The 23,963-nt window shown below is 49.0% G+C and carries 20 protein-coding genes and 2 riboswitches; of the genes, 4 read left to right on the forward strand and 16 right to left on the reverse strand.

All coding sequences use genetic code 11. The features are described 5' to 3' along the window. Positions 1-61 precede the first annotated feature (61 nt). The gene (gene gcvH, locus AC3WQ3_RS07470; protein ID WP_336780300.1) at positions 62-454 is read right to left on the reverse strand and encodes a glycine cleavage system protein GcvH; all 393 of its coding nucleotides are present in this window, start codon (positions 452-454) and stop codon (positions 62-64) included. 339 nt (positions 455-793) lie between these two features. Further along, positions 794-917, forward strand: a riboswitch (glycine riboswitch). 3 nt (positions 918-920) lie between these two features. Next, positions 921-1,022: riboswitch (glycine riboswitch) on the forward strand. A gap of 182 nt (positions 1,023-1,204) precedes the next feature. On the opposite strand from gcvH, the gene gcvT reads away from it, so the two are divergent. From gcvT to gcvPB, 3 genes are all read left to right on the forward strand, one after another. Continuing rightward, on the forward strand, positions 1,205-2,341 hold the full coding sequence (gcvT, locus tag AC3WQ3_RS07475) for a glycine cleavage system aminomethyltransferase GcvT (RefSeq protein ID WP_492471892.1): 1,137 nt from the start codon (positions 1,205-1,207) through the stop codon (positions 2,339-2,341). Beyond that, positions 2,338-3,693: an aminomethyl-transferring glycine dehydrogenase subunit GcvPA gene (gcvPA, locus tag AC3WQ3_RS07480; RefSeq protein ID WP_492471893.1), complete on the forward strand. Its 1,356-nt coding sequence runs from the start codon at positions 2,338-2,340 to the stop codon at positions 3,691-3,693. The genes gcvT and gcvPA overlap by 4 nt, the downstream gene beginning before the upstream one ends. Before the next feature lie 74 nt (positions 3,694-3,767). Then, the gene (gene gcvPB, locus AC3WQ3_RS07485; protein ID WP_492471926.1) at positions 3,768-5,243 is read left to right on the forward strand and encodes an aminomethyl-transferring glycine dehydrogenase subunit GcvPB; all 1,476 of its coding nucleotides are present in this window, start codon (positions 3,768-3,770) and stop codon (positions 5,241-5,243) included. 248 nt (positions 5,244-5,491) lie between these two features. Here gcvPB and ptsP read toward each other — a convergent pair whose 3' ends face one another. The 11 genes from ptsP to AC3WQ3_RS07540 all read right to left on the reverse strand — a co-directional run bounded on the left by ptsP (position 5,492) and on the right by AC3WQ3_RS07540 (position 19,176). Further along, positions 5,492-7,204, reverse strand: a complete 1,713-nt coding sequence (ptsP, locus tag AC3WQ3_RS07490; protein ID WP_095289546.1) for a phosphoenolpyruvate--protein phosphotransferase — start codon at positions 7,202-7,204, stop codon at positions 5,492-5,494. Beyond that, entirely contained in the window at positions 7,197-7,472 is a 276-nt protein-coding gene (locus AC3WQ3_RS07495; protein WP_036617010.1) for an HPr family phosphocarrier protein, read from the reverse strand. The genes ptsP and AC3WQ3_RS07495 overlap by 8 nt, the downstream gene beginning before the upstream one ends. Positions 7,473-7,551: 79 nt before the next feature. Continuing rightward, on the reverse strand, positions 7,552-9,606 hold the full coding sequence (gene ptsG / locus AC3WQ3_RS07500; protein ID WP_336780297.1) for a glucose-specific PTS transporter subunit IIBC: 2,055 nt from the start codon (positions 9,604-9,606) through the stop codon (positions 7,552-7,554). A 290-nt stretch (positions 9,607-9,896) separates the two neighbouring features. Next, positions 9,897-10,751, reverse strand: coding sequence for a glucose PTS transporter transcription antiterminator GlcT (gene glcT, locus AC3WQ3_RS07505; RefSeq protein ID WP_127538661.1), 855 nt, complete (start codon positions 10,749-10,751; stop codon positions 9,897-9,899). Positions 10,752-10,917: 166 nt separating this feature from the next. Next, a complete protein-coding gene (gene floT / locus AC3WQ3_RS07510) occupies positions 10,918-12,465 on the reverse strand; it encodes a flotillin lipid rafts scaffold protein FloT (protein WP_492471894.1) in 1,548 nt (515 codons plus the stop codon). Between the two features lie 53 nt (positions 12,466-12,518). Continuing rightward, a complete protein-coding gene (locus AC3WQ3_RS07515) occupies positions 12,519-13,055 on the reverse strand; it encodes an NfeD family membrane protein (RefSeq protein WP_492471895.1) in 537 nt (178 codons plus the stop codon). A 211-nt stretch (positions 13,056-13,266) separates the two neighbouring features. Further along, positions 13,267-14,430, reverse strand: coding sequence for an iron-containing alcohol dehydrogenase (locus AC3WQ3_RS07520; RefSeq protein WP_492471896.1), 1,164 nt, complete (start codon positions 14,428-14,430; stop codon positions 13,267-13,269). A gap of 90 nt (positions 14,431-14,520) precedes the next feature. Then, on the reverse strand, positions 14,521-15,108 hold the full coding sequence (locus tag AC3WQ3_RS07525) for an MSMEG_1061 family FMN-dependent PPOX-type flavoprotein (protein ID WP_336780293.1): 588 nt from the start codon (positions 15,106-15,108) through the stop codon (positions 14,521-14,523). 281 nt (positions 15,109-15,389) lie between these two features. Continuing rightward, the gene (locus tag AC3WQ3_RS07530; protein WP_492471897.1) at positions 15,390-16,988 is read right to left on the reverse strand and encodes a UDP-glucose--hexose-1-phosphate uridylyltransferase; all 1,599 of its coding nucleotides are present in this window, start codon (positions 16,986-16,988) and stop codon (positions 15,390-15,392) included. Positions 16,989-17,003: 15 nt separating this feature from the next. Then, on the reverse strand, positions 17,004-17,993 hold the full coding sequence (gene galE / locus AC3WQ3_RS07535) for a UDP-glucose 4-epimerase GalE (RefSeq protein ID WP_492471898.1): 990 nt from the start codon (positions 17,991-17,993) through the stop codon (positions 17,004-17,006). 1 nt (position 17,994) lies between these two features. Next, entirely contained in the window at positions 17,995-19,176 is a 1,182-nt protein-coding gene (locus tag AC3WQ3_RS07540) for a galactokinase (protein ID WP_336780290.1), read from the reverse strand. Between the two features lie 153 nt (positions 19,177-19,329). Between AC3WQ3_RS07540 and AC3WQ3_RS07545 the strand changes: the two genes are divergently transcribed. Beyond that, positions 19,330-20,292 carry an AraC family transcriptional regulator gene (locus AC3WQ3_RS07545; protein WP_336780289.1) on the forward strand — a complete coding sequence of 321 codons (963 nt, stop codon included), beginning with the start codon at positions 19,330-19,332 and terminating at the stop codon, positions 20,290-20,292. Positions 20,293-20,446: 154 nt separating this feature from the next. On the opposite strand, the gene mgrA is transcribed toward AC3WQ3_RS07545, so the two are convergent. From mgrA to AC3WQ3_RS07565, 4 genes are all read right to left on the reverse strand, one after another. Then, entirely contained in the window at positions 20,447-21,454 is a 1,008-nt protein-coding gene (gene mgrA, locus AC3WQ3_RS07550; RefSeq protein WP_095289537.1) for an L-glyceraldehyde 3-phosphate reductase, read from the reverse strand. 81 nt (positions 21,455-21,535) lie between these two features. After that, positions 21,536-22,276 (reverse strand): NAD-dependent protein deacylase, encoded by a 741-nt coding sequence (locus tag AC3WQ3_RS07555; RefSeq protein ID WP_336780288.1) that lies wholly within the window; start codon positions 22,274-22,276, stop codon positions 21,536-21,538. A gap of 30 nt (positions 22,277-22,306) precedes the next feature. Continuing rightward, positions 22,307-23,083, reverse strand: a complete 777-nt coding sequence (locus AC3WQ3_RS07560; RefSeq protein ID WP_492471899.1) for an HAD family hydrolase — start codon at positions 23,081-23,083, stop codon at positions 22,307-22,309. 28 nt (positions 23,084-23,111) lie between these two features. Continuing rightward, positions 23,112-23,876: an alpha/beta fold hydrolase gene (locus tag AC3WQ3_RS07565; protein WP_336780286.1), complete on the reverse strand. Its 765-nt coding sequence runs from the start codon at positions 23,874-23,876 to the stop codon at positions 23,112-23,114. Positions 23,877-23,963 lie beyond the last annotated feature (87 nt).

A 23,963-nucleotide genomic window follows, 5' to 3' on the forward strand; every position in this document is an offset into this window, starting at 1 on the left:
ACGACCGTCCAATGTATGAAAAAATCATGGATTAATAAAGGTTATTTAGTGCAAATACATTCTACTCCTCGATGTGCTTACGATATGCATCAGCATTCATCAGTTTAGACAACGCTGTTGTCAAATCACCTTCAACACGAATCTCAATCATCCAGCCTTCTTCGTAAGGCGAACTGTTGACGAGTTCAGGTGCATCCTGCAGTGCTTCATTCACAGCAATAATCGAACCACTTACCGGAGAAAACAAATCCGAAACCGTCTTCACGGATTCAATCGTACCAATGCTGTCTTCCGCTTTTACATCCGATTCAAGGTCAGGCAATTCCACAAACACAATGTCACCCAGCTGATGCTGCGCGAACTCGGTAATGCCGATCCGTACAGTATCCTCCCCTACGGTTTGCACCCACTCGTGCTCTTCACTGTACAGGAAATCACTTTTCAATTCGCTCATCGATATCCGCCTCGCTTTTCATTAATGAGTGCATGCGTCCTTCGGCCAACCCTTTTTCCCAGAACATAGCGTAAGATATTTTTGATTGAAATGTCAAGATACCTCACAAATTATTTGATTTTTGATGATTACGCCTGTAACGCAAACACCCTCACTCTACATATAATGGGTAATATTAGAATAGTAAGCGCACTCTTTTTATATACACGAACAATAAATTAGGATTTATAAATATTATTCGGTTTTTTATTGATTTCTGTGATATCGTTCTTGACATCGATAGGGGATTCACGTTTTAATGAGAGAGTAAATGTTAATCGTTGTGTGCATCACCCGCGGATGAATGTAAAGGGAGAGATTACCCGTGACGCCCAACTCTGGGATGCATGCGGTAACGCCGAAGGAGTAAGCCACCCGACAAGCGGGAGGTGAATCTCTCAGGCAAAAGGACTTTTACGGGACGCAACTCTGGAGAGCATCTATTCGCCCGATATGGGCGTTATGATCACCCAAGGGGAAACCTGCTGCAACCTATTGGCGGGGTAACTCTCAGGTACCAAGGACAGAGCCTAAGAATACAGCGTGCTTCTGGCATGCCGGTTCTTTGGCCTGTCCTTTTCCTTTTTCCCAAAAAAACGAAAGTCAGGATCGAGCCGGCGCTGTCATCAGTAGCCTTAACCATACTTATCCAAGAAAAGAATCATTCATGTTATACACTCGGCCCGGTAGCGGCCATAACGAGGTGATTTGATGTCCGATTTGCTTAGAACTCCACTCTATCCACTTTATCAGCAATATGAAGGTGTACGGTGCATCGATTTTGGAGGCTGGGAGCTTCCGGTGCAATTCAGCGGGATTCAGAAGGAACATGAAGCGGTGCGCGAACGGGCTGGGCTGTTCGATGTATCCCACATGGGTGAATTCACGGTGCAGGGTGAGCAGGCCGAAGCATTTTTGCAGAAACTGACGACCAACGACGTGACCGCACTGGTTCCTGGCCAGGCACAATACACGTTAATGTGTTACCCGGACGGTGGCGTAGTGGACGATCTGCTCGTATACAAGCTGGAAGATCAGCATTATATGCTCGTCGTGAATGCCTCTAATATTGACAAGGACTGGGCCTGGCTGCAAGAGCACATGGTTCCTGGGGTGAGCATGACGAACGACTCCGCAGAAACAGCTCTACTGGCTCTACAGGGCCCGCTTGCTGCAGACATCATCGGAAAAGTTACAGATACTGACGTATCCATAATCGAGCCTTTTCGTTTTGTACAGCATGCTGAGGTCTGTGGTGTAAAACTGCTGCTGTCCCGCACCGGTTATACCGGAGAAGACGGCTTCGAACTATACGTACAGGCAGATCAGGCCGCTGCGGTCTGGAACGGATTGATGGAGGCGGGCGCTGATTACGGTCTGGTTCCGGCTGGACTTGGTGCACGGGATACACTTCGATTCGAAGCGAAGCTGCCCCTCTATGGACAGGAATTATCGCCGACCATTTCACCGCTGGAAGCAGGCGTTGGCATGTTTGTGAAGCTGAATGCCGGACCTTTTATCGGGCACGAAGCACTATTGCAGCAAAAAAATGATGGACCTGCCCGCAAACTGGTCGGCATTGAAGTACTGGAACGCGGGATTCCACGTCCCCACTATCCCATCTACGCGGAAGGCGTGCAGATCGGGGAAGTAACAACCGGTACACAGTCCCCTACGCTGAAGCGCAATCTGGGGCTCGCCCTAATTAACAGCCAATATGCTGCACTCGGCACCCCGCTCGAGATTGAGATTCGTGGCAAAAAGCTGAAAGCCGAAGTTGTGAAGACCCCTTTTCATAAACGGACACGTACGTCAAAGACACCTACCCAAGGAGCTGATCAAGCATGAGCAAGCACCGCTATATTCCCATGACTGAACAGGATCAGAGCGCCATGCTCGCAACCATCGGTGTGGACACGATTGAAGATCTGTTCCAGGACATCCCGCAGGAGATTCGTTATCAAGGCGAGCTGCCTGTCTCCTCCAAACTGGATGAATACGCACTGACACGCCACATGTCGAAGCAGGCTGGCGCCAATGCCAATTTTGAGACACATGCCAGTTTCCTGGGCGCAGGCATATATGATCATCATATCCCTTCCGTGATTAATCACGTCATTTCCCGTTCCGAGTTCTATACCGCCTATACGCCATATCAGCCCGAAATCAGTCAGGGCGAGCTCCAGGCGATCTTCGAATTTCAATCGTATATCTGTGAACTGACTGGCATGGCTGTAGCCAATGCGAGCATGTATGATGGCGCGACCGCATTTGCAGAAGCAGGGAATCTGGCCGCAGCGGCAACTCGTCGCAAACAGCTAATCGTCTCCCGTACCGTTCATCCTGAAGCCCGTCAAGTGTTGAAGGCTTACGCCCATGGTCTGAATTTGGAGATTGTCGAGATTGGTTATCAGGACGGGGTGACCGATTGGGATGCCCTTCAAGCCGCCGTATCGGATGATACCGCAGCTGTCATGATCCAGAGTCCGAACTTCTTCGGTGCCGTGGAAAATGTAAAACAGGCTGCAGACCTCGCGCATGCGCACAAGGGTCTGCTCGTGGTCAGCGCAAACCCGCTGGCGCTTGGTATGCTCGAAGCTCCAGGCAAGCTGGGTGCCGACATCGTTGTCGGTGATGCACAGCCCCTTGGCATCTCCGCTTCGCTCGGTGGTCCGACATGTGGATATTTCGCTGTATCCCAGGCTCATATGCGCCGGATTCCGGGCCGAATCGTTGGCCAGACAACGGATCGCAACGGCAAACGCGGTTTTGTACTGACGCTCCAAGCACGTGAACAGCATATCCGCCGCGAAAAGGCGACATCCAATATTTGCTCCAACCAGGCATTGCTTGCCCTAAGCGCTTCGGTGTATATGTCTACTATGGGAAGACAGGGCATGATGGATGTGGCTGACCTGAATTTGCAAAAGAGTCATTATGCTCTTCAAGCACTGACAGCAATTCCTGGAGTCAGCCTGACCTTTAAAGCCCCCACATTCAATGAGTTTGTCATCCAGCTGCCCGAAGGGACAGACGTCGATGCCCTTCAGTTGAAGCTGCTGGATGCCGGTTTCATCGGTGGATATGAACTTGGACGGGATTACCCGGAGCTTGCGGGGCATATGCTGGTCGCTGTTACGGAACGGCGCAGTAAGGAAGAGATTGACGAATTCGCACGTGTATTGGAGGGATCGCTGTGACTCAGGAAATGACAACCATCCAAGGACAGCCGGAAACGGCAGCTCCTTCCCAAGCCGAAACCAGCACGCAACAAATGACACAGGCAGCATCGTCTGCTCCAGAGCAATCACTGATCTTTGAACTGAGCAGCCCGGGTCGTGTCGCTTACTCCCTGCCTGAATGCGATGTTCCGCGTCAAGATCCCACGAGCTTGATTCCCCGGGAAATGCTGCGTTCGGAAGCAGCCGCACTGCCTGAGGTATTTGAAGTAGATGTCATTCGTCACTATACTGCCCTTTCCCGCCGGAACTTCGGGGTAGATAACGGATTCTATCCACTCGGATCTTGTACGATGAAGTATAATCCGAAGATTAACGAGGATGTAGCTCGCTACAATGGATTCGCCAAAATCCATCCGTATCAGCCTGAATCCAGTATTCAAGGTGCACTTGAACTTCTGTATACATTGCAAAACGACCTTGCAGGTCTGACTGGCATGGACGCGGTGACCCTGCAACCAGCTGCTGGTGCCCACGGTGAATGGACCGGCCTCATGATGATTCGTGCCTATCACGAAGGTCGTGGTGAACAGCGGACCAAAGTCATTGTCCCGGATTCTTCACACGGCACCAACCCGGCAAGTGCAACCGTGGCTGGCTTTGAGACGGTAACCATTCCATCCCGTGCGGACGGTCTGGTCGATCTGGATGCACTGCGTGCGGCCGTAGGTTCCGATACCGCAGCCTTGATGCTGACCAACCCAAATACCCTGGGATTGTTTGAAAAGGACATTCAGGAGATTGCCTCCATCGTGCATGAAGCTGGTGGCCTTCTCTATTATGACGGAGCCAACTCCAATGCCATTATGGGTATTACCCGTCCTGGGGACATGGGCTTTGATGTCGTGCATTTGAACTTGCACAAAACGATGAGTACTCCGCATGGCGGAGGTGGTCCTGGTGCGGGACCCGTCGGCGTAAAAAATCGTCTGATTCCGTTCCTGCCAAAACCGATGGTGATCAAGAACGAACAGGGACAATATGCCCTGGATCGGGAAGGAGATCAATCGATTGGTCGAGTCAAAGCGTATTACGGCAACTTCGGTATCTTGGTACGCGCCTATGCCTACATTCGTACGTACGGACCTGAAGGCTTGCGCCGGGTATCCGAATGTGCCGTACTCAATGCAAACTATATGATGGCACGTCTTGCACCTTATTACGAAATTCCGTACCCAGGCGTATGTAAACATGAATTTGTCATGTCTGGCCGGGGCCTGAAGCAATATGGTGTAAGAACATTGGATGTAGCCAAACGACTGCTTGATTTCGGGTATCATCCGCCAACCGTCTACTTCCCGCTCAACGTAGAGGAATGTATCATGATTGAACCAACGGAAACAGAGAGCAAAGAAACGCTGGATGGCTTTATCGATACGATGATTCGTATTGCCAAGGAAGCAGAAGAGACACCTGAACTGGTACTCAATGCACCTTATGGGACTCCGGTTACCCGTCTGGATGAGACCACAGCAGCACGTAAACCTGTATTGAACTGCGCGTGCAGTTAATACCCAGCCATTCAACTAAACGGCTCCAGCTGATGTTTTAACGTCAGCTAAAGCCGTTTTTTTATTTGCTGATGTCGCTGCCTCCTACGCGCGAACGCTCTCTTTCTTTATTCCTTATGATCCCACATTAGCCCGCAAAAAAAGCCGGCATCCGCTGTTCGCAGATACCGGCAATATCGCTGCATTCCTGCAGCCCATTCATCGGAAAAAGAAAAGACCTTAAAATCTGGAGGAAAACCCTCGCAAAATTACGCTTTGATGCTTTGAACCAATTCGACCACTTGCTCAGCAGTTTGCATGTCCAGAGCTTTGGCAGCCAGTTCCTGCATGTCCGCACGGGACAGCTTGGTGATCTGGCTACGAGCTGGCAGGATGGATGTTGCGCTCATGCTGAACTCATCCAGTCCGAGACCAAGCAGCAATGGAATTGCTGTTTCGTCTCCCGCCATCTCTCCACACATACCAACCCATTTACCTTCGCGATGTGCTGCATCGATGACCATTTTCACCAGACGCAGAATAGCAGGGTTGTATGGTTGGTACAGATAGGATACACGCTCGTTCATACGGTCAGCTGCCATGGTGTATTGAATCAGATCGTTCGTTCCGATACTGAAGAAATCAACCTCTTTGGCAAATTGATCCGCTAGAACCGCAGTCGAAGGAATTTCGACCATGATACCCAGTTGAATGCTGTCAGAAACAGCAATCCCTTCAGCGACCAGCTTTTCCTTCTCTTCGAGCAGGACCGCTTTCGCTTCACGGAATTCACCCAGTGTTGCGATCATTGGGAACATGACACGCAGGTTGCCATGTACGCTTGCACGCAGCAATGCACGCAATTGTGTACGGAAAATATCCAGACGGTCCAGACACAGACGAACTGCACGGAAACCAAGGAATGGATTCATTTCTTTTGGCAGATCCAGATATGGAAGCTCTTTGTCTCCACCGATATCGAGTGTACGAACAACGACAGGTTTGCCTTCCATTTTTTCAAGTACGGCTTTGTAAGCATTGTACTGAATATCCTCGGAAGGAAGTTTGTCTCTGCCCATGTACAAGAACTCGGTACGATACAGGCCTACAGCCTCTCCACCGTTCTCCAGAACACCGGTAACGTCGTTCGGCGTACCAATGTTGGCTGCCAGTTCCACATGAACGTTATCCACCGTTACGGTTGGTTCGTCACGCAATTTTCGCCACTCGGCACGTTGTGCATCATATTGTTCCTGTTTGGAACGATACTCCGCAATGACCTCATCTGTTGGGTTAACCAGAACATGACCGTCCAGGCCATCAACGATAATCATATCGCCTTGTTTGGCTTGAGCCAGAATGTCTTTGGTTCCCACAACAGCCGGAATTTCAAGAGAACGAGCCATGATTGCAGAGTGGGAAGTACGTCCGCCAATGTTGGTTGCAAAGCCTTTAACATATTGACGGTTCAATTGAGCTGTATCGGAAGGCGTCAGATCCTCCGCCAGCACAATCACTTCTTCGCTGATCTCAGCCGGACTCATGAAGTCGATACCAAGCAAGTGATTCAGCACACGTTTGGTTACGTCACGCATATCTGCAGCACGTTCCTGCAGGTAAGCACTCTTCATGTTTTCGAACATGGAGATAAATTGCGATGCCGTTTCGTTGAGTGCAAATTCTGCATTCACTTTTTCATCAGCAATTTTTGCTTTTACCGGATCAATCAGTTCCGGGTCATTCAGAATGAGCAAATGGGAAGCAAAGATTTCAGCTTTCTTCTCGCCAAGCTCTTGTAAAGTACGCTCTTTGATCGCCTCAAGCTCAGACTGGGACTTGCCCAGTGCTGAGTCGAGTTTCGCGATCTCTGCGTCAACGTCGTTGATTTGGCGTTTTTCTACAGAGTAATCAGGATGCTCCAAGATAAACGCCTTGGCGATAGCAATACCCGCCGAAGCCGCGATCCCGGAAACATTAAGCATTAATTTCGCCCAGCCCTTCGTTAACCATAACGTCAGTCAGAGCTTGAAGAGCTTCAGCTTCGCCTTCGCCTTCAACGATGATGCTGATGGTGTCGCCTTGTTCCAGACCAAGGGACAGAACGCCCAGGATGGATTTCAGGGTTACTTTTTTACCGTTAGCTTCTGCAAAGGATTCTGCACCTTTGAATTTGTTAGCTGTATTAACCAAGGCTGTCGCCGGACGTGCGTGGATACCATCTTCGTCTGTAATTCTGAATGTTTGTTGCATTACAATCATCTCACTTTCAAGTAGTTTAATTTAGGCATTGCATATATTTTACACTTGCTTGCCATTGTCGGAACACTTCTTATTTTATCTCAATGATTGGCTGATCGCCAATTTTCAGTACTCCACTCTTCTTCAGGGTCACCGTGGAGCCCTCTGGCAGGTTGGTGAAAATCACTGGCGAGATAATGGATGGAGCGTTAGCTTTCACATACTCCAGATCCACTTCCATAATCGGTTGACCTGCCGATACCAGATCACCTTCCTGCACAAGCACGTTGAAACCTTGACCTTTCAATTTCACCGTGTTGACACCTATATGAACCAGTACTTCCTTGCCTCCGTCAGACATAATGCCGACAGCATGCTTGCTAGGGAATACGTTAAACACTTTACCATACACTGGCGAAGTAATTTTGCCATCATGCGGCAGCACAGCGAAACCGTCACCTGTCATTTTCTCAGCAAAGACCGGATCAGGGACGTTAGTGATATCCATCAATTCACCGTTGACCGGCATGACGATATCTTCAGCAATAATGCGTTCGCCTTCTGCTCCCGCTGCTTTCTCCTCTTCAGGAGCAGGTTTAACATCAGCAGCTGGTGCTGGTGCCGGAGTGCGTCCTGCAATGATATCCTGCATTTGGGACTTGATTGTATCTGAACGTGTACCGAAAATGGCCTGTACATTATTACCCACTTCAAGCACGCCAGATGCACCCAATTGTTTCAAACGATCTTTATTTACATTGGATTTCTCATTTACTTCAATCCGCAAACGAGTGATACATGCATCCAGGTGTTTAATATTCTGCTGTCCACCGAAGGCTTCCAGAATATTGTGTGGCAGATCGTCTGTTGAGCCTGATCCTCCACCCGAATTTGTTTCAGGTGTTGCATCTTCGCGACCTGGTGTTTTGAGGTTGAACTTACGAATGATCATTCGGAATCCGAAGTAGTAGATCACGGCAAGAATCAAACCGACGATAATAACGTCCCACCATGGTGTGCGGTTCGGGATAATCCCGAAAATCAGGAAGTCAATGAATCCACCAGAGAACGTCATCCCGATTTTGACACCCAGAATTTGCATTGTCATGAAAGACAAACCTGCGAAGATACAGTGTACTGCAAACAGGACTGGTGCCACAAACAGGAAGGAGAATTCAAGTGGCTCTGTAATCCCGGTAAGGAACGAGGTCAGCGCAGCTGAACCCATGATCCCTGCAACATACTTTTTGTGCTCCGGTCTTGCTTCATGGTACATCGCAAGTGCCGCAGCCGGCAAACCGAACATCATGAACGGGAATTTACCTACTTGGAAGGTTCCCGCCGTGAGGTTTACACCATCACGCAATTGGTTGAAGAAGATCTGCTGGTCCCCACGAATGACGTCTCCAGCCTTGTTCACATACTCACCGAATTCAAACCAGAATGGAGAGTAGAAAATGTGGTGGAGTCCAAACGGAATAAGGGACCGTTCCACAACCCCGAAAATGAATGCCGAGAGCGTCGGGCTCGTATCTACCATGAAATGAGATACAGCATTCAGTCCACTTTGAATCGGTGGCCAGATAACCACCAGCAGTAACCCGAGCAAGAGGGAAACAACCGATGTGATAATCGGAACAAAACGTTTACCTGCAAAGAATCCAAGGTAAGACGGCAGTTCGATTTTGAAGAACCGATTGTAACACAGTGCTGCGGCTATACCAATGATGATACCTCCGAACACACCTGTACTCAGTGTAGGAATACCCAAAATGCTGGCATAGCCTGGTACTTCGCCGATCATTGCCGGCGTTACACCAACTGCTGTACCCAAAGTGACATTCATCACCAGATAACCGATGATGGCCGCAAGTCCTGCCACACCTTCGCCTCCGGCCAGCCCAACGGCTACACCTACTGCAAAGAGCAATGCCAGATTGTCAAATACGATCTGACCTGCGTTCATCATGATCGTCGCGATCGAGTTCACCCAAGGGGTGTCCAGTGCCGTTACGTATTGCAAAAAGTCCGGATTCACCAGCATATTACCGATTCCGAGCAATAAGCCCGCCGCTGGTAGAATGGCCACAGGCAGCATAAGAGCTTTACCTACTCTTTGCAAGACTCCAAAAAGCTTTTTAAACATCGCGTCGTATTCACCCTTTCGTATAAGTCTGTATGTCGTGATGCAAGCAAGGGAAAACAAAAAAGGCATAAGCTAATAAAGTGAACTGTACCAACCTTCGGGTATAGCATACCCTGTATAAGGTAAGAACAATCACACTCTAGAAACTCATGCCTGATCGAGTCAGTAACACGTCGCTTATGTTTTTTATTCAGTTGCTTGATTACGGACACCATTGTAGCATCACTTCAAAAACAGTGCAAGCCTTTACACTAAATTTGTTCGGACGCAATTCCAGCCGTGGTAATATTTCACTTTCCCTCTTCTTCTTTCCTTTGATTGAGCCGTTGGAGATGGATGGTCAGATAACCAACCTCTGCTGGATAAACCGGCAGATTCAATCTTCTCTCCATCACTTTGGTCAACTTCCATGCAAGCGAGTACATTTCAGGGTACTCCAACTTGAGCAGGGAATCCAGCTTATGAAGCTCTTCCACCTTATCCCCCCGTCGCACACGTTCTAGTGCAAAGCGAAGATGTGTAAGCAAACGCGAATAGTCCAGTGACTCCGTCTCAAACGAATAATCCAATTGGTCCGTTACGATTCCCACCAGATCGGTAATCAGCTGGGAATGCTCACGTACTTGGGATATGTTCTGATTAGTCATGGCACTGTAGATATGGAGTGCAATAAAACCAATTTCATCCATACCCAGATCGACACCGAGCTTTTCCTTAATCAGGCGAACGGCATAATCTCCCATTCGATATTCTTCGGGGTAGATCTCACGTGTTTCATATAGAAACGGATTTTGGATCACAATGCCCTGTTCTTTGCGTTTAAGTGCAAAGGAAATATGATCGGTCAATGCAATATGAATATGTTCGTTAAGCGGAACATCCGTACGCTCAGCAATATACGTAATGACTTCGTTAATAATCTCGATCAGTGCCTCATCCACTTGCGGAAGAAGCTGTTTATACTGCTCTTGCTCCTGCTGGTTTTTCAAAATAAACATCTTCTCCACAGCCATCAAGGGAATGATGTCACCCGTTTTCCGGTTAAAGCCTATGCCTTTACCGATGACGACGACTTCTCCATGTTCAGGATGCTGTGCAATAATTACATTATTATTTAGCGCTTTGTTTACATGCAGGCTGCTCACTGTTTGCACCTCTTTTTTCATACCATCTGGAATGTGATTCGTCACAATCCTCGTAATGAACGAAAAGACGTCCGGTGCGGGCAAACCGCGCCGAACGTCTCGCTTAAAAAGTAACAAAAAATCACGTTAAGGTCAATAGAGCTTCACGTATCATTCACACGTAGTCCTAATCCTCTGTTCCAGCTCTCTCCACAATCTTATCGATCACTGATGGAGTGTTTACAGTTTCGCTTTGCTGAACAGCAACAGGTGCAGGCGTTTGGGACTTGGTCAAACCTTTGATCAACTGCTCTACATCAATGCCCGATACGCTTTTCAGCATCTCAGGAGCTGTAGACATCAGTTCGGTCACATAGTTACTTACACGTGCTGCACCCTCACCCTTACCTGTATCTACCACAGTTAATTTATCAATGGATGAGATCGGCTCTGCAATTTTACCAGCAAGCTCAGGCAGCATTTTGACGATAATATCGAGTACTGCAGCCTCGCCAAACTTCTGGAACGCTTCAGCCAGTTTCTCTTTCGCTTCGGCTTCCGCAAGACCGCGCAGACGAATGACTTCTGCATCCGCAGTACCCTTGGCCCGTTCTGCATCTGCCACAGCCTGACCTTCAAGCCGTTTTTGTTCGGCTGTTGCTTTGGCTTGAGTCTCGATGGAGTATTGCACCGCATCGGCCTCGCGCATTCTTTTTGCTTTGTCCGCTTCGGCCGCCTGCTCGACAGCATAACGATCTGCTTCCGCTTTTTTCTTCACTTCGGCGTCATACTGCTTCTCACGTACGGTAATTTCTTTTTCCTTCAGGTCAATCTCACGTTCTTTACGCACGAGTTCAACTTTCATTTGTTCTTCCACAACCGTCTGTTTCGCACGCGCTTCTTGGATATGATACGCTTGGTCTGCTTCGGCCTTAGCCGTATCCTGGTCGCGCTTAAACGCTGCCACTTTCAATTCCTTCTCTTTGGCTGCTTCCGCGATATTGGTATCCCGGAGCAATTCCGCCTTTTGCCCTTGCTCTTCTGCATTCGCTTTTTGAATACGAGCATCTCTCATTGCTTCGGCTTCCGCAATCTCGGCATCCCGTTTCACGGCAGCAATTCTCGGCTTACCGAGGGCGTCCAGATATCCTTGTTTGTCACGAACATCCTTGATGGTAAAGGATACGATCTGCAAACCCATCTTTTTCAGATCTCGTGCAGCCACACCCTGAACCTCTTGTGCGAACCGATCCCGATTCCGATAAACTTCCTCCACAGTCATGGTTCCGAGAATGGCCCGCAAATGCCCTTCCAGAACTTCCTGTGCTTCGCCTCTTAAGGCTTCAACAGGTTTACCGATGAATTGTTCGGCTGCGGTTGCTACATCTTCCACAGCACTACCAACTTTGATAATCGCTACACCATCTGCAATAACCGGAACCCCTTGTTCCGTATACACTTCTGGCGTGGATACGTCCAGCTTATGAGATAGCAATGAGATAAATTCGGACTGCTGGAACACAGGCCAGATGAAGGCACCACCGCCGCGTACAATTTTAATTTTACGTCCGGACTCATCTTCGGAAATATTTTTATTCCCCAGAAAGGAACCCGTAACGATCATCGCTTCATCGGGTCCAACCGTCTTATATCTCGCCCAGAAGGCCAAACCAAGAACCAGAATGACACCTACAACAATTGCAGGAATCAACAACACATCCATATTGAATTCCATTCCACATCTCTCCCCTTATTACAATGATGACAAAACAACTTCTCTCGTTCTACTCAAACGTCTTTAAGTACATCTTCATCCCATTCCGCCACACGAAGCACACCTTCAGTTATGTCCACCACGACAACGCGCACTCCCGCCGCAATAGGGCGATGTTCGAAACTGGATGCCGTATGAATCGTGTTACCGGAAGCAACACGGATCATGACCTCACCGAAACCCCTTTCAGGTATTGGAATCGTAATTTCTCCGATTTTCCCGGATAGCTCCTTCATGGAAAATGCAATGGAAACCTCACTATTCCGCATCGGCTTGATATAAGCAAAGAATACCAGCATGGCAGCAGCAATACCTATAAGCAGGGATAAGATAAGACCCGCAATGGCACTTACGGAGCTATAACGCGTCAACATGATACCAGCTCCGCCAAACGCTGTGATAGAACCAGCAAGTACAACAGGTTTGAGAAAATCAATGCCTGGCAGTTCAAAGGCTCCATCCAGCAATCCGTCAATCAAATCACCCAGCACCACGCTGACGACCGCAAAAATGGCTCCTCCGATTAGACACCCCCAATAGATGGACTCCATTCCCCGTTCCTCCTCTCTTCTGCCGAAACTTTTAACCCACTGGGCATTCCTCATGTAAATAAATACGTAGCCATCGGCTTAAAGTTTCAAAATCTTTCCTCATTTGTATTCTAGACCCGATAATGGTTATTCTGCATGGTATTTCACGCAAAAAGACCGCAAATCTCCATATTGTGGAGATTTGCGGTCTTTTTTAATAATTGAATGCAATTTACAGAGAAGCCTTGTAAATGGATACAACATCCTCACGCTGCAGCTTCTTGAAGTTACCAAATGGGCCAAACAGCATCGCCTTGTCAGCCATGACATCAATCTGGCTGTCGTCAATGTCATAGTCAGCAAGACGACTAGGTGCGCCAATAGACGTCCAGAATTTACGCAAAGCTTCGATGCCTTCCTCAGCTACCTGTTTGTCCGATTTGCCTTCAGGATTCACTTCAAAGACATTAACAGCCAATCGTTTGAAACGATCCACGTTTACGTCCAGGTTGTGTTTCATCCAGTTCGGGAACAGGATCGCAAGGCCCCCGCCGTGCGGGATGTCATATACAGCAGATACTGCATGTTCGATGTTGTGGGTTGCCCAGTCACCTGCTAGTCCCATATTCAGTACGCCGTTCAATGCCATCGTACCGCAGTACAGAATGGTTTCGCGCAGCTCATAGTTTTCCAAATCCTCTACCAAACGAGGTGCTGCATCCATAACCGTACGCAGAATAGTTTCACAGAATCCAAGTTGTACTGGCGTATTCTCATCCAGATGGAAATAATGCTCCAATACGTGAGACATCATGTCAACCATGCCGTATACCGTCTGGTCCAAAGGCACGGTATATGTATTAACCGGGTCAAGGATGGAGAACGCAGGGAACGAATACGCACTGCCCCAGCCCAATTTTTCCTGTGTATCCTGATTCGTAATAACAGAACCCGAGTTCATCTCGGAACCTGTTGCTGCCATCGTTAGTACGGTACCAAGTGGAAGTGCGTCCTGAGCAACCGCTTTACGCTGAGCAAAATCCCACATATCGCCATCGTATTTCGCACCTACGGCAATCGCTTTGGCACAGTCAAGCACACTACCGCCACCTACGGCGAGAATCAGCTCAATGTTCTGAGTTTTACAGATGTCTACTCCCTTATGGACAGTTAAAAGACGCGGGTTCGGTTCCACGCCTGCCAGTTCTGTAACTTCTGCGCCAATTTCCTTAAGCAATCCGATCACTTGATCATACAGACCACTACGTTTAATGCTGCCGCCGCCATATACAAGCAATACCCGTTTGCCGTACTTCGGTACTTCGGTTTTCAACGCTTCCAGTTGTCCTTTACCGAAGATCAGACGGGTAGGGTTATAAAATTGAAAAGATCTCATAATCTATGTCGCCTCCATTGGAGTTAGAATGTTTGTGCAACTCCAATTATAGTACCCCGATTTTATAAAAACAAATCCATAGTCACTCACTTATAACAAGCCGTTAATTTGCAGATGGGCACGGAACATATCCATGCTGGAAGGCAGACTCTCCTTGTCCACCCAGGACTCGGAAGACCACAATCCCGCCTGCTTGAATGCTCTCGGGCAATGGATAAAGCATTCATTCACGTCTACAATAACGGCTGCCCCTATCGTTTTCCCCGTCCAGCCCATACTGTTGATAAACTCCTCATCCTTCGTAATAGAAGCTGTTCCATTGATCCGTAATACTTCGTTCATGCCAGGAATGAGGAAGAGCATGCCCACCCCAGGATGGGTTAGGATATTTAACAGCGAGTCGATGCGGCGATTGCCTGGACGTTCGGGATAGACCAGACGATGCGGATCAAGAACCTTCACGAAGCCTGCTTCGTCTCCCCGGGGGGATGCATCACTTCTACCTTCCCCGTCGGAACTGGACAGAAAAAATAGGGGTGACATGGATAAAAAATGTTCAACATGGGAGTCCACAAACGATATCGCTTTGTTTCTCACGTGCTCATGAGGCTCACCCACCATGTTTTGCAGTTCTGCTGCATCGGTGATTAGCGGTATGTTCAGTGGCTTCTTTTCCATTTATTCGTCCCCGTTTCCTAAACTTCAAGTATTTGATCAAGCCTATGATAATCATTCTCATATTATACAATGAACCACCCGCCTCTGCCATGGCCCTGTGTTTATTGCTCATGATGGAAGAATACTTTAGATATATGATCGCTAATAACCATCGAGCCACATACACAAGTACAATTGCAAGATGATGGATTCATTGTATTGAAAAAAGATAGACGAGCATTGCTGCTCACCTATCCTTTGTAATTGTTTATTCATAACATCATATTACTGCCCATTTGTACTTATTCGGTATATCCCATGCTTTCTACAAATCGACGGAAAGCCAGACGTCCGGCTTCATCATATTTGTAAACTCCGGCATGCTCCAAAATCTCGGAAAACTTCAGGCCAACTTCCTGCTGAATCAGAGCAACGGCCTGTTCCTTGTCCAGGTTGGAACCGTAACGTTCTTTCAGTTCCTCCGCCCAGCGAAGATGCTGGTTCAAAACATGGTCAGAAGCCTGGGCAGCTTCCGCAAGCTGAGTGTCCCCTGCGAGAATATCGGCGATTCCGTCCAATTCTTCTTTTAATCGCCCTGGAAGAATCGCAAGCCCCATGACTTCGATAAGTCCGATGTTCTCTTTTTTTAAATGATGCATTTCACGGTGCGGGTGGAAAATCCCCTCGGGATGCTCTTCATTCGTACGATTGTTGCGGAGAACCAGATCCATCTCGTAACCACCGTCCGCACTGCGACGAACAATTGGCGTTACGGTGTTGTGAGGTACCTGCTCTCCATCCACCTCGCTGAACGCCTGGATCTGAACGGAAGGATCACTGTACAGTTTCCATGCTTCATACACGGCGTTACCCGCTTCGAGCAGCTCCGCTGGATCATGCGAAGTGAGCCGAAGAACGGACATTGGCCATTTTACCAGACTCAGGGTAAGCCCAGGTGCATCTGTATGACGGAATACTGCTTCAGCTTTCGCATTTTGGATGGCAAACGTATGACGTCCACCTTGGAAGTGGTCGTGAGTCAGGATCGAACCACCCACGATTGGCAGATCTGCATTGGAACCAATAAAATAATGTGGATACTCGCCTACGAAGGCAAGCAGTCTACGCAACGTATCTTTTGTCAGCTTCATTGGCACATGATCATGATGAAAAATGATGCAATGCTCGTTATAGTACACATATGGCGAGTACTGGAAGAACCAAGGTTCACCGTTTAACTCCAGCGGAATAACGCGCAGGTTTTGACGGGCCGGGTGGTTTACCCGACCAGCATAGCCTACATTTTCCCGGCATAATTGACACTTCGGATACACCGGCGGCGGAAGCAGTTTGGCCATGGCGATTTCCTTCGGGCTTTTCTCCGGCTTGGACAGGTTTATCGTAATTTCCATATCGCCGTATGGCGTTTCCTGTGTCCAATACACATTCTTGGAGATTCGGTCCATACGAATGTAGTTGGAGTGAATCGACAGCTCGTAAAACTTCGATGTGGCTGCTTCAATACCTTCTGTTTGCTCTGTGTGGCGGAACGCGCGAACCACCTCGGATGGACGGGCCATCAGCTGACCCATAATTTTCGCATCCAGCAAATCACGGTACGTATCGGTATTCTCCGGAATGAGTCCAATGGCATAACCATAGTCAATCAACGTATCCAGCAACGATTGCGGTCCATCTGGTACAATCTCGTTCAGCGCTCCATCGTAAGGCTCGGAAAATCCGAACTGTTCCAGCAGAAGGTTACGGCTGTAATCCCGATCCGCTTCTTCAATCAGCTTGTTCTGCAAGGCAAATGCAACCAGACGTTCAATGGCATGCAGTGCTTCCTGCTGCTCCGGTGTCCGGTCTGTGGTGCCTGCAGCATTATGGGTCTGTGACATATGGATGTTCGCCTCCTAGTTTTTTCCGTAGCCGTTAGGATGAGATTGGTGCCAGCTCCAGGCACTCTGAATGACATCTTCCAAATTGGTCCGTGTCGGATTCCAGCCCAGTACGGATCTTGCTTTGGCAGACGAGGCTACCAGTACAGCCGGATCACCTGCACGGCGTGGCTCCTGTACAACCGGGATATCGAGCCCTGTCACTTTTTTCGCAGTTTCAATAACCTGTTTAACCGAGAAGCCTTGACCATTACCCAGGTTAAACACGTTACTGTTCTCCCCTTTGCGGAGATAATCTACCGCGCGCAGATGCGCATCTGCCAAGTCACTCACGTGAATATAATCGCGGACACACGTTCCATCTTCTGTCGCGTAGTCATCGCCAAACACGGCAATGTGCGGACGTTGTTTCAGTGCGGTTTGCAGTACGAGCGGGATCAAGTGGCTCTCCGGCTGATGGTCTTCACCAATTTTGCCGCTATCATGTGCTCCAGCTGCATTGAAGTAACGCAAGGACACGTATTTAATATCCTGTACTTTATCGAACCAGGACATCATGCGCTCCATCATCAGTTTCGTTTCACCATACACGTTTGTAGGTTCAGTGCGGTCACTTTCTTCGATTGGCACTTTCTCAGGCTCACCATAGGTGGCAGCTGTAGAAGAGAATACGATCCGGCGCACATTGGCTGCATTCATTGCTTCCAGCAGGCACAACGTACCGAACACGTTGTTGTCATAATATTTAACCGGATCCTTCATACTCTCTCCGACCAGGGAATTGGCCGCAAAGTGAATGACTGCATCAATGGAGTTCTCAGCGAACAGTTTTGCCAGAAACGCCTTGTCACGCAGATCTCCTTCATACAGTTTGCCGCCAAGCAATGCTTCCCGATGCCCTGTCTGCAAATTATCCAGCACCACAACTTCCTCGCCGCGTTCCAACAAAGCCGCTACCGTATGCGAACCAATATATCCTGCTCCACCTGTCACCAAAATTGCCATTTTACTTCGCCTCCTTCAATTCTTTGACACCGTCGCCTACTCCGCACACATAGAAGTCTCCCTTAAGACTTGTACGTGCTTCATACGCTGCCCCCACTTCGCGGACAAAGCGTTCTACATCATCCTCATGTACCAGTGACACCGTGCATCCACCGAATCCGGCTCCCGTCATGCGTGCGCCGAGTGTGCCTGGAATGCGCTGTGCTTCCTCTACCATCACGTCCAATTCCTCACAGCTTACTTCATACAGATATCGGAGCGATTCATGAGAAGCATTCATCAGCTTGCCGAACGTTTCCAGATCGTTATTACGCAGTGCTTCCACCGATGCAAGCACACGTGCATTCTCTTCAACGACGTGCTCTGCACGCTGTCTTACCTTCTCATCCTTGATGTGATCCTGCAGTGTTACAAATTGCTCCGGCGTCAGTTGCGCCAGATAATCAAGTGCAGGCAGCTGTTCCTTCAAAATGGCAAGTGCCTGCTCGCATTGGGAGCGCCGCTCGTTATAGGCCGAGTCTACCAGACCGCGACGTTTGTTCGTATTGCCAATGACCAGCTTATAAGAGCCCGTACGGAAAGGTACTTTCTCATATTCAAGCGTATCACACATTAGCAGAATGGCATGATCTTCTGCTCCGTTAGCCACGGCAAACTGATCCATAATGCCGCAGTTGACGCCAACGAACTCGTTTTCTGCTTTTTGGGACAGAAGCGACAACTGTACTGTATCGATCTCAGATACACCTTCCATCGACTGTATCGCGTATCCTGTAAGCACCTCCAGCGAAGCCGAAGAGGAGAGTCCGGCCCCGTTCGGGATTTCACCGTGGTATAGGAAGTCATATCCTTTCGTTACCTTCACGCCTTTAGCTTGCAGTTCAACCATGACACCAACTGGATAATCTGTCCACTCCCCTGTTTTCTCCTTGCCGATCGAGGATGTGTCCAGCACGCCTTCATAGGACATATTGGTGGAAGCCAGCTGCAACTTGTCGTCCTTCCGTTCCCGGATAACAAGTGTTGTGCCGAATTCAAGTGCTGCCGGAAGCACGTACCCGCCATTGTAGTCGATATGTTCCCCGATCAGATTTACACGTCCAGGAGCATGGAATACACGGAAATCCGCTTCACTCTCTCCGTACTTCTCAATAAACTTTTGTTTCAATTCATGTATGTTCATTGCTGCTGCACCTCATCTCAATGTTGTTGTTTTGTTAAGGTTATTATACAAGAAAGCGGTACCTCTTGAAATGCAACCATGTGTGTTTCATATGGATAAATGTGACCTTCCGTCATATAATGGAAAGAACACCACAGAAAGAAGGAACGGCACATGATTGATCAACACAAGGAACATTCAGCAGTAGATCCGATAAAAAACACACAGGAATCCTCGGGGAAAAGTGGAGCAAAAACGTACTCCGTTGCCTCCAATCCGGTCTATTATGATAAGGGGCCATTACATGTCCTTTTTGCAGGCGCAAGCCAGACTCTTCCGGGTCATGCTCTTGGTCCAAAACTATACGATTACTATCTGCTTCATTATGTAGAAAAGGGCGCTGGTACATTCCGTACGGAACTCCATACCTACGAATTATCCGCAGGAGATTGTTTCCTCATTCATCCCGGGCAACTGGTCAGCTACCAGTCCGATGCCCGCCGCCCCTGGGAATATCGATGGATGGCCTATACAGGCAGCCAGGCTGGGAAACACACGGAAGAAGCAGGCTTCCGTCCAGAAAAATCCGTTTTTCATGCCGGGCCGTCCTGCGGAATTGCTGACTGGCTATCCGTCATGCAAAATGCATTTGCAGAGCGTAAGGAAAGCTCTCATTTTACATCCATCGGTACCTTATATATGATTCTAGCCGAAGCCCAAAATCACCTTTCTCAGGGACAAACCCTGATTCCAGGTGAATCTTCGATTAGACGGACGGTAAAACAGATGATCCAATACATGTCTACCCAATATGCTCACCCTGTCTCCATTGAACAGATGTCGGCCAGCCTCGGCTACAACCGCGCTTATCTATCCCGGATATTCAAGCAGGAAACCGGTCTGTCCCCGGTCACGTATCTGCTCAAGCTCCGCATTGACAAGTCGCGGCAGCTGCTGCGTGAACGCCCGGATCTGTCCATTGAGCAGGTATCCGCATCCGTAGGACTGCCAGATGCCCTTTATTTCTCCAAACAGTTCAAACGTTTCCACGGAGAAGCCCCGACTCTCTATCGGGAAAATATTCTCTCCAGACCTCCAGCTCCGAGGCCCGGCATGGCACAACCAAACAAGAAATAACCCTTCAGGAAAAGTGTAGTGTTGCGAACAACGTCTGTTTACTTGGGCACCATGCATGAGTGCAAATTAGTGAAAAAGAAAAGAAGATGCATCTGCCATTACGGCTAACATGCACCTTCTTTTTTCATTTAATTATAGGTTCTCAGTCACATGCTTATTTGTCATGATGTTCGGGACTGAGAATGGATTCAATTCGCTCCAGCTCTTCCGATGAGAAGTCCAGCTGATTGAGTGCGGCCACATTCTCCTCGATCTGCGATGTACGGCTTGCACCGATCAATGCCGATGTTACCCTACCGCTTCGCAAAACCCAGGCAAGCGCGAACTGCGCCAGACTCTGACCACGAGCTGCAGCAATCTGATTGAGAGCACGAACTTTGCGCAGCGTCTCAGGTGAGATATTGTTCTCGTTCAAGAAAACGGACGGCCCTTTTGCACGAGAATCCTCCGGAATACCGTTCAGATATTTGTTCGTCAGTACCCCCTGTGCCAAAGGACAAAATGCAATGCTGCCTGCACCATACTCATCCAGCACGTCCTGCAGCCCATCTTCAATCCAGCGGTCCAGCATGGAATACTTCGGCTGGTGGATCAATAGAGGTGTACCCAAACCCTTCAGAATTTCGGCAGCCTCTCTCGTCTGCTCCGCCGGGTAATTGGAGATGCCCACGTAGAGTGCTTTACCCGAACGAACAATATGGTCCAGAGCCATCATCGTTTCTTCCAGCGGTGTTTCCGGATCATAACGATGGGAATAGAAAATATCGACATAATCAAGCCCCATGCGCTTGAGACTTTGATTCAGGCTGGATACCAGATTCTTGCGGGAACCCCATTCGCCATAAGGTCCGGGCCACATATAATATCCCGCTTTGGTGGATATCACCAGTTCATCCCGATAGGGCTTCAGATCCTGGGCCAGCACCTGACCAAATAGCTGCTCTGCAGAACCTGCGGGCGGACCGTAATTGTTGGCAAGATCGAAATGCGTAATGCCCAGATCAAAGGATCGAGTAATCATGTTTCGACCGTTCTCTGCATTATTGATGCCGCCAAAATTATGCCAGAGTCCAAGTGAAATGGCCGGAAGTTTCAGTCCAGAACGTCCAACCCGGTTATATTTCATCGTTTCATAGCGTGTATCGCTGGCTAAGTAGACCATCATGAATCCCTTCTTTCCCCAGGTTCCGCTTCCTGCACTCTTTTCGAGCGCGGGAGAAGGCGGTTATTTCAGACAAACCGTTTAACCAAGAAGCTGGTCCACCTTAATCATTACCTCGCCGATCGGCTCGGTAATCAGCAAATCTGCCTGCCGGTCATACGCCGTTGGCGTGGCATTCAGTAAGACGGTGTGTTTTCCCCGAAAATACGTAATTAGCTGTGCAGCAGGGTGGACGGTCAATGAGGTACCGCCGACCAGCAGCAGATCAGCAGAAGAGATTGCGTCCACAGAGTGGTATAGCGTGTTCTGGTCCAGTTCCTCTTCATAGAGCACAACGTCAGGCTTAATGACACCATTACAAACCGCACAGCGGGGAACCGCATCCTTCGACCGAATGATGTCATCCAGCGGGTAGAAACGCCCGCAATCCATACAGGCATTCCGATGAACGGAACCATGCAATTCGAGTACGTTGGTGCTGCCTGCTTTTTGATGCAACCCGTCGATATTCTGGGTAATGACCGCCTTCAGCCGACCTTCCTGCTCCAAACGTGCAAGGAGCTTATGACAACCGTTAGGTTCGGCATCGGGATGAAGCATTTTGCCCCGATAGAAATCATAGAAAATATCGGCATGCTGATCGAAAAAGTGACGACTCAGCAGTTCCTCTGGCGGATACGGAGAATGCTGCTCTGTCTGATATAGGCCCGCGGCAGAGCGGAAGTCGGGAATCCCGCTTTCGGTCGACGTTCCTGCACCTCCGAAAAAAACAATATTGGAACTTTCCTGAATCCAGGAAGCCAGCTGTTCTATCCCGTTCATCCTCTCTCCTCCTTAGCGGAATAATCCCTTTCAGGCACCATCCGGACTCACCCGGATTTCATGATAATCCCCGATAACGACATCCGCATCCTGTAAATGTACTGCTTCCTCCCCAGGGGGACAAAAACCAACAACATGTGAAACTCCTGCGTTCAGTCCCATCTGCATATCCCCGTTGCTATCGCCTATAACGATGGCCTGGTTAGGATGAATATGTAATTCACGACATGCCAGCTTGGCAGTTTCGCCATTCGGCTTGCCTAATGTAACGCGGTCACAGCCTACGATGGACGTAAAGAAAGACCGTATCCCCATCCATTCCAGATGTTCTTCTGCTGCGGGCGTGCTGTCCGAGGTTACCACCGCCACCTTGATCGAAGCTGCTTGGCAGCTCTGCAAAAAAGAAACCAGCCCAGGCATAGGCTCGGCCTGCCGTTTGGAACGCACTTCCTGCATGGCTGAATTGGAGAGCTCACGGACTGTTGTGATCGCATCATTCCAAGGCATGCCTGCCGCATACAACTGTCCGGCCAGGAGCCCGGTGCTCTCATCTACAGTAGCGATGGCCAGCGGACCCTGCCTGTCATAATCAACAATGCGTCCTTCGCTATCGTGTACTGTACCGAGTACCTTACCTCTTTCCACCGTGAAACCAGTCCCCATGCCAGATAACAAGGCTTCCAATTGATTTAGCAAGGAATCGGCCCACGGCCCCCATAATTGCAAAAATTCAAGCAGTGTCCCATCCTTATCGAACAAAATGCCCTGACAGGGAAGCTGCAGACCGTTTATTTGAAGTATGGCCATAACCTTGCCGCCCCTCCTGGCAGATGTATTATTGGATACCTTCGAGCCATTCGGTAACCGCCTTTACCGTTTGAGACAACTGCTCTTCGCCCGTAATTTCAGGTTCTCCGTCACCACTCTGGTGCCCGTAGTCACCGAACTGCGAGTGGTTCCCTCCTTCAATGGTGTAGTACACCGTGTCTTCCGGCAGATAGACGCGGCCGTTTTGGTATTTGGTCGCATTGACGACTTCGTCATTGGTACCCAATATGGATAGCGCCTGAATCCCCAATGACTTCACGCTGCCTTTTTGATCCGGATAGGACGCCAGGAAAAAGATGCCTTGAAGCGCGCCCGGATGGGATGCTGCATAACGTGCAGCCATGGATCCACCCAATGAGTGTCCACCCATGACGAATGATTCGTCCGGATAAGCATTACGAATATCATCTGCCAGATTTTGTTTCAGTACTGCCAGATTGACCGGCATTTTGGCAATGATGGTATGGTGTCCGGCTTCTGCCAACTCTTTAGCCAGAGGAGCATAACTTTCCGGTTTCACCAAACCACCCGGATAGAAAATAACACTAATCCCTTCAGGTTTGTCTGGCATAAAATCAATCCAGTTTTCCTGTTCACTCACCGTAACCTGATCTGCTGTTTCCATAGCCTTCTGGGCCATTTCCTGCGGTCCGTACGGGGTAAATAGCTTCCAGGCAACAAACCCGCAGCCAATGACAATGAGCGCCAGAAGTACGAGCAGAAATTTTCCGATGCCCCTCTTCTTGCGCCCTGTATTATACCGGTTCCTCAACTTCAATCACCTTTCTTCACTTACCGCAGGTACTGCGGCTCTTGGGGAATAGGAGCAAGGCTGAACCTGCTCACATTCCCCGCCTTG

It is taken from the genome of Paenibacillus sp. FW104-T2 (genome assembly GCF_058789975.1).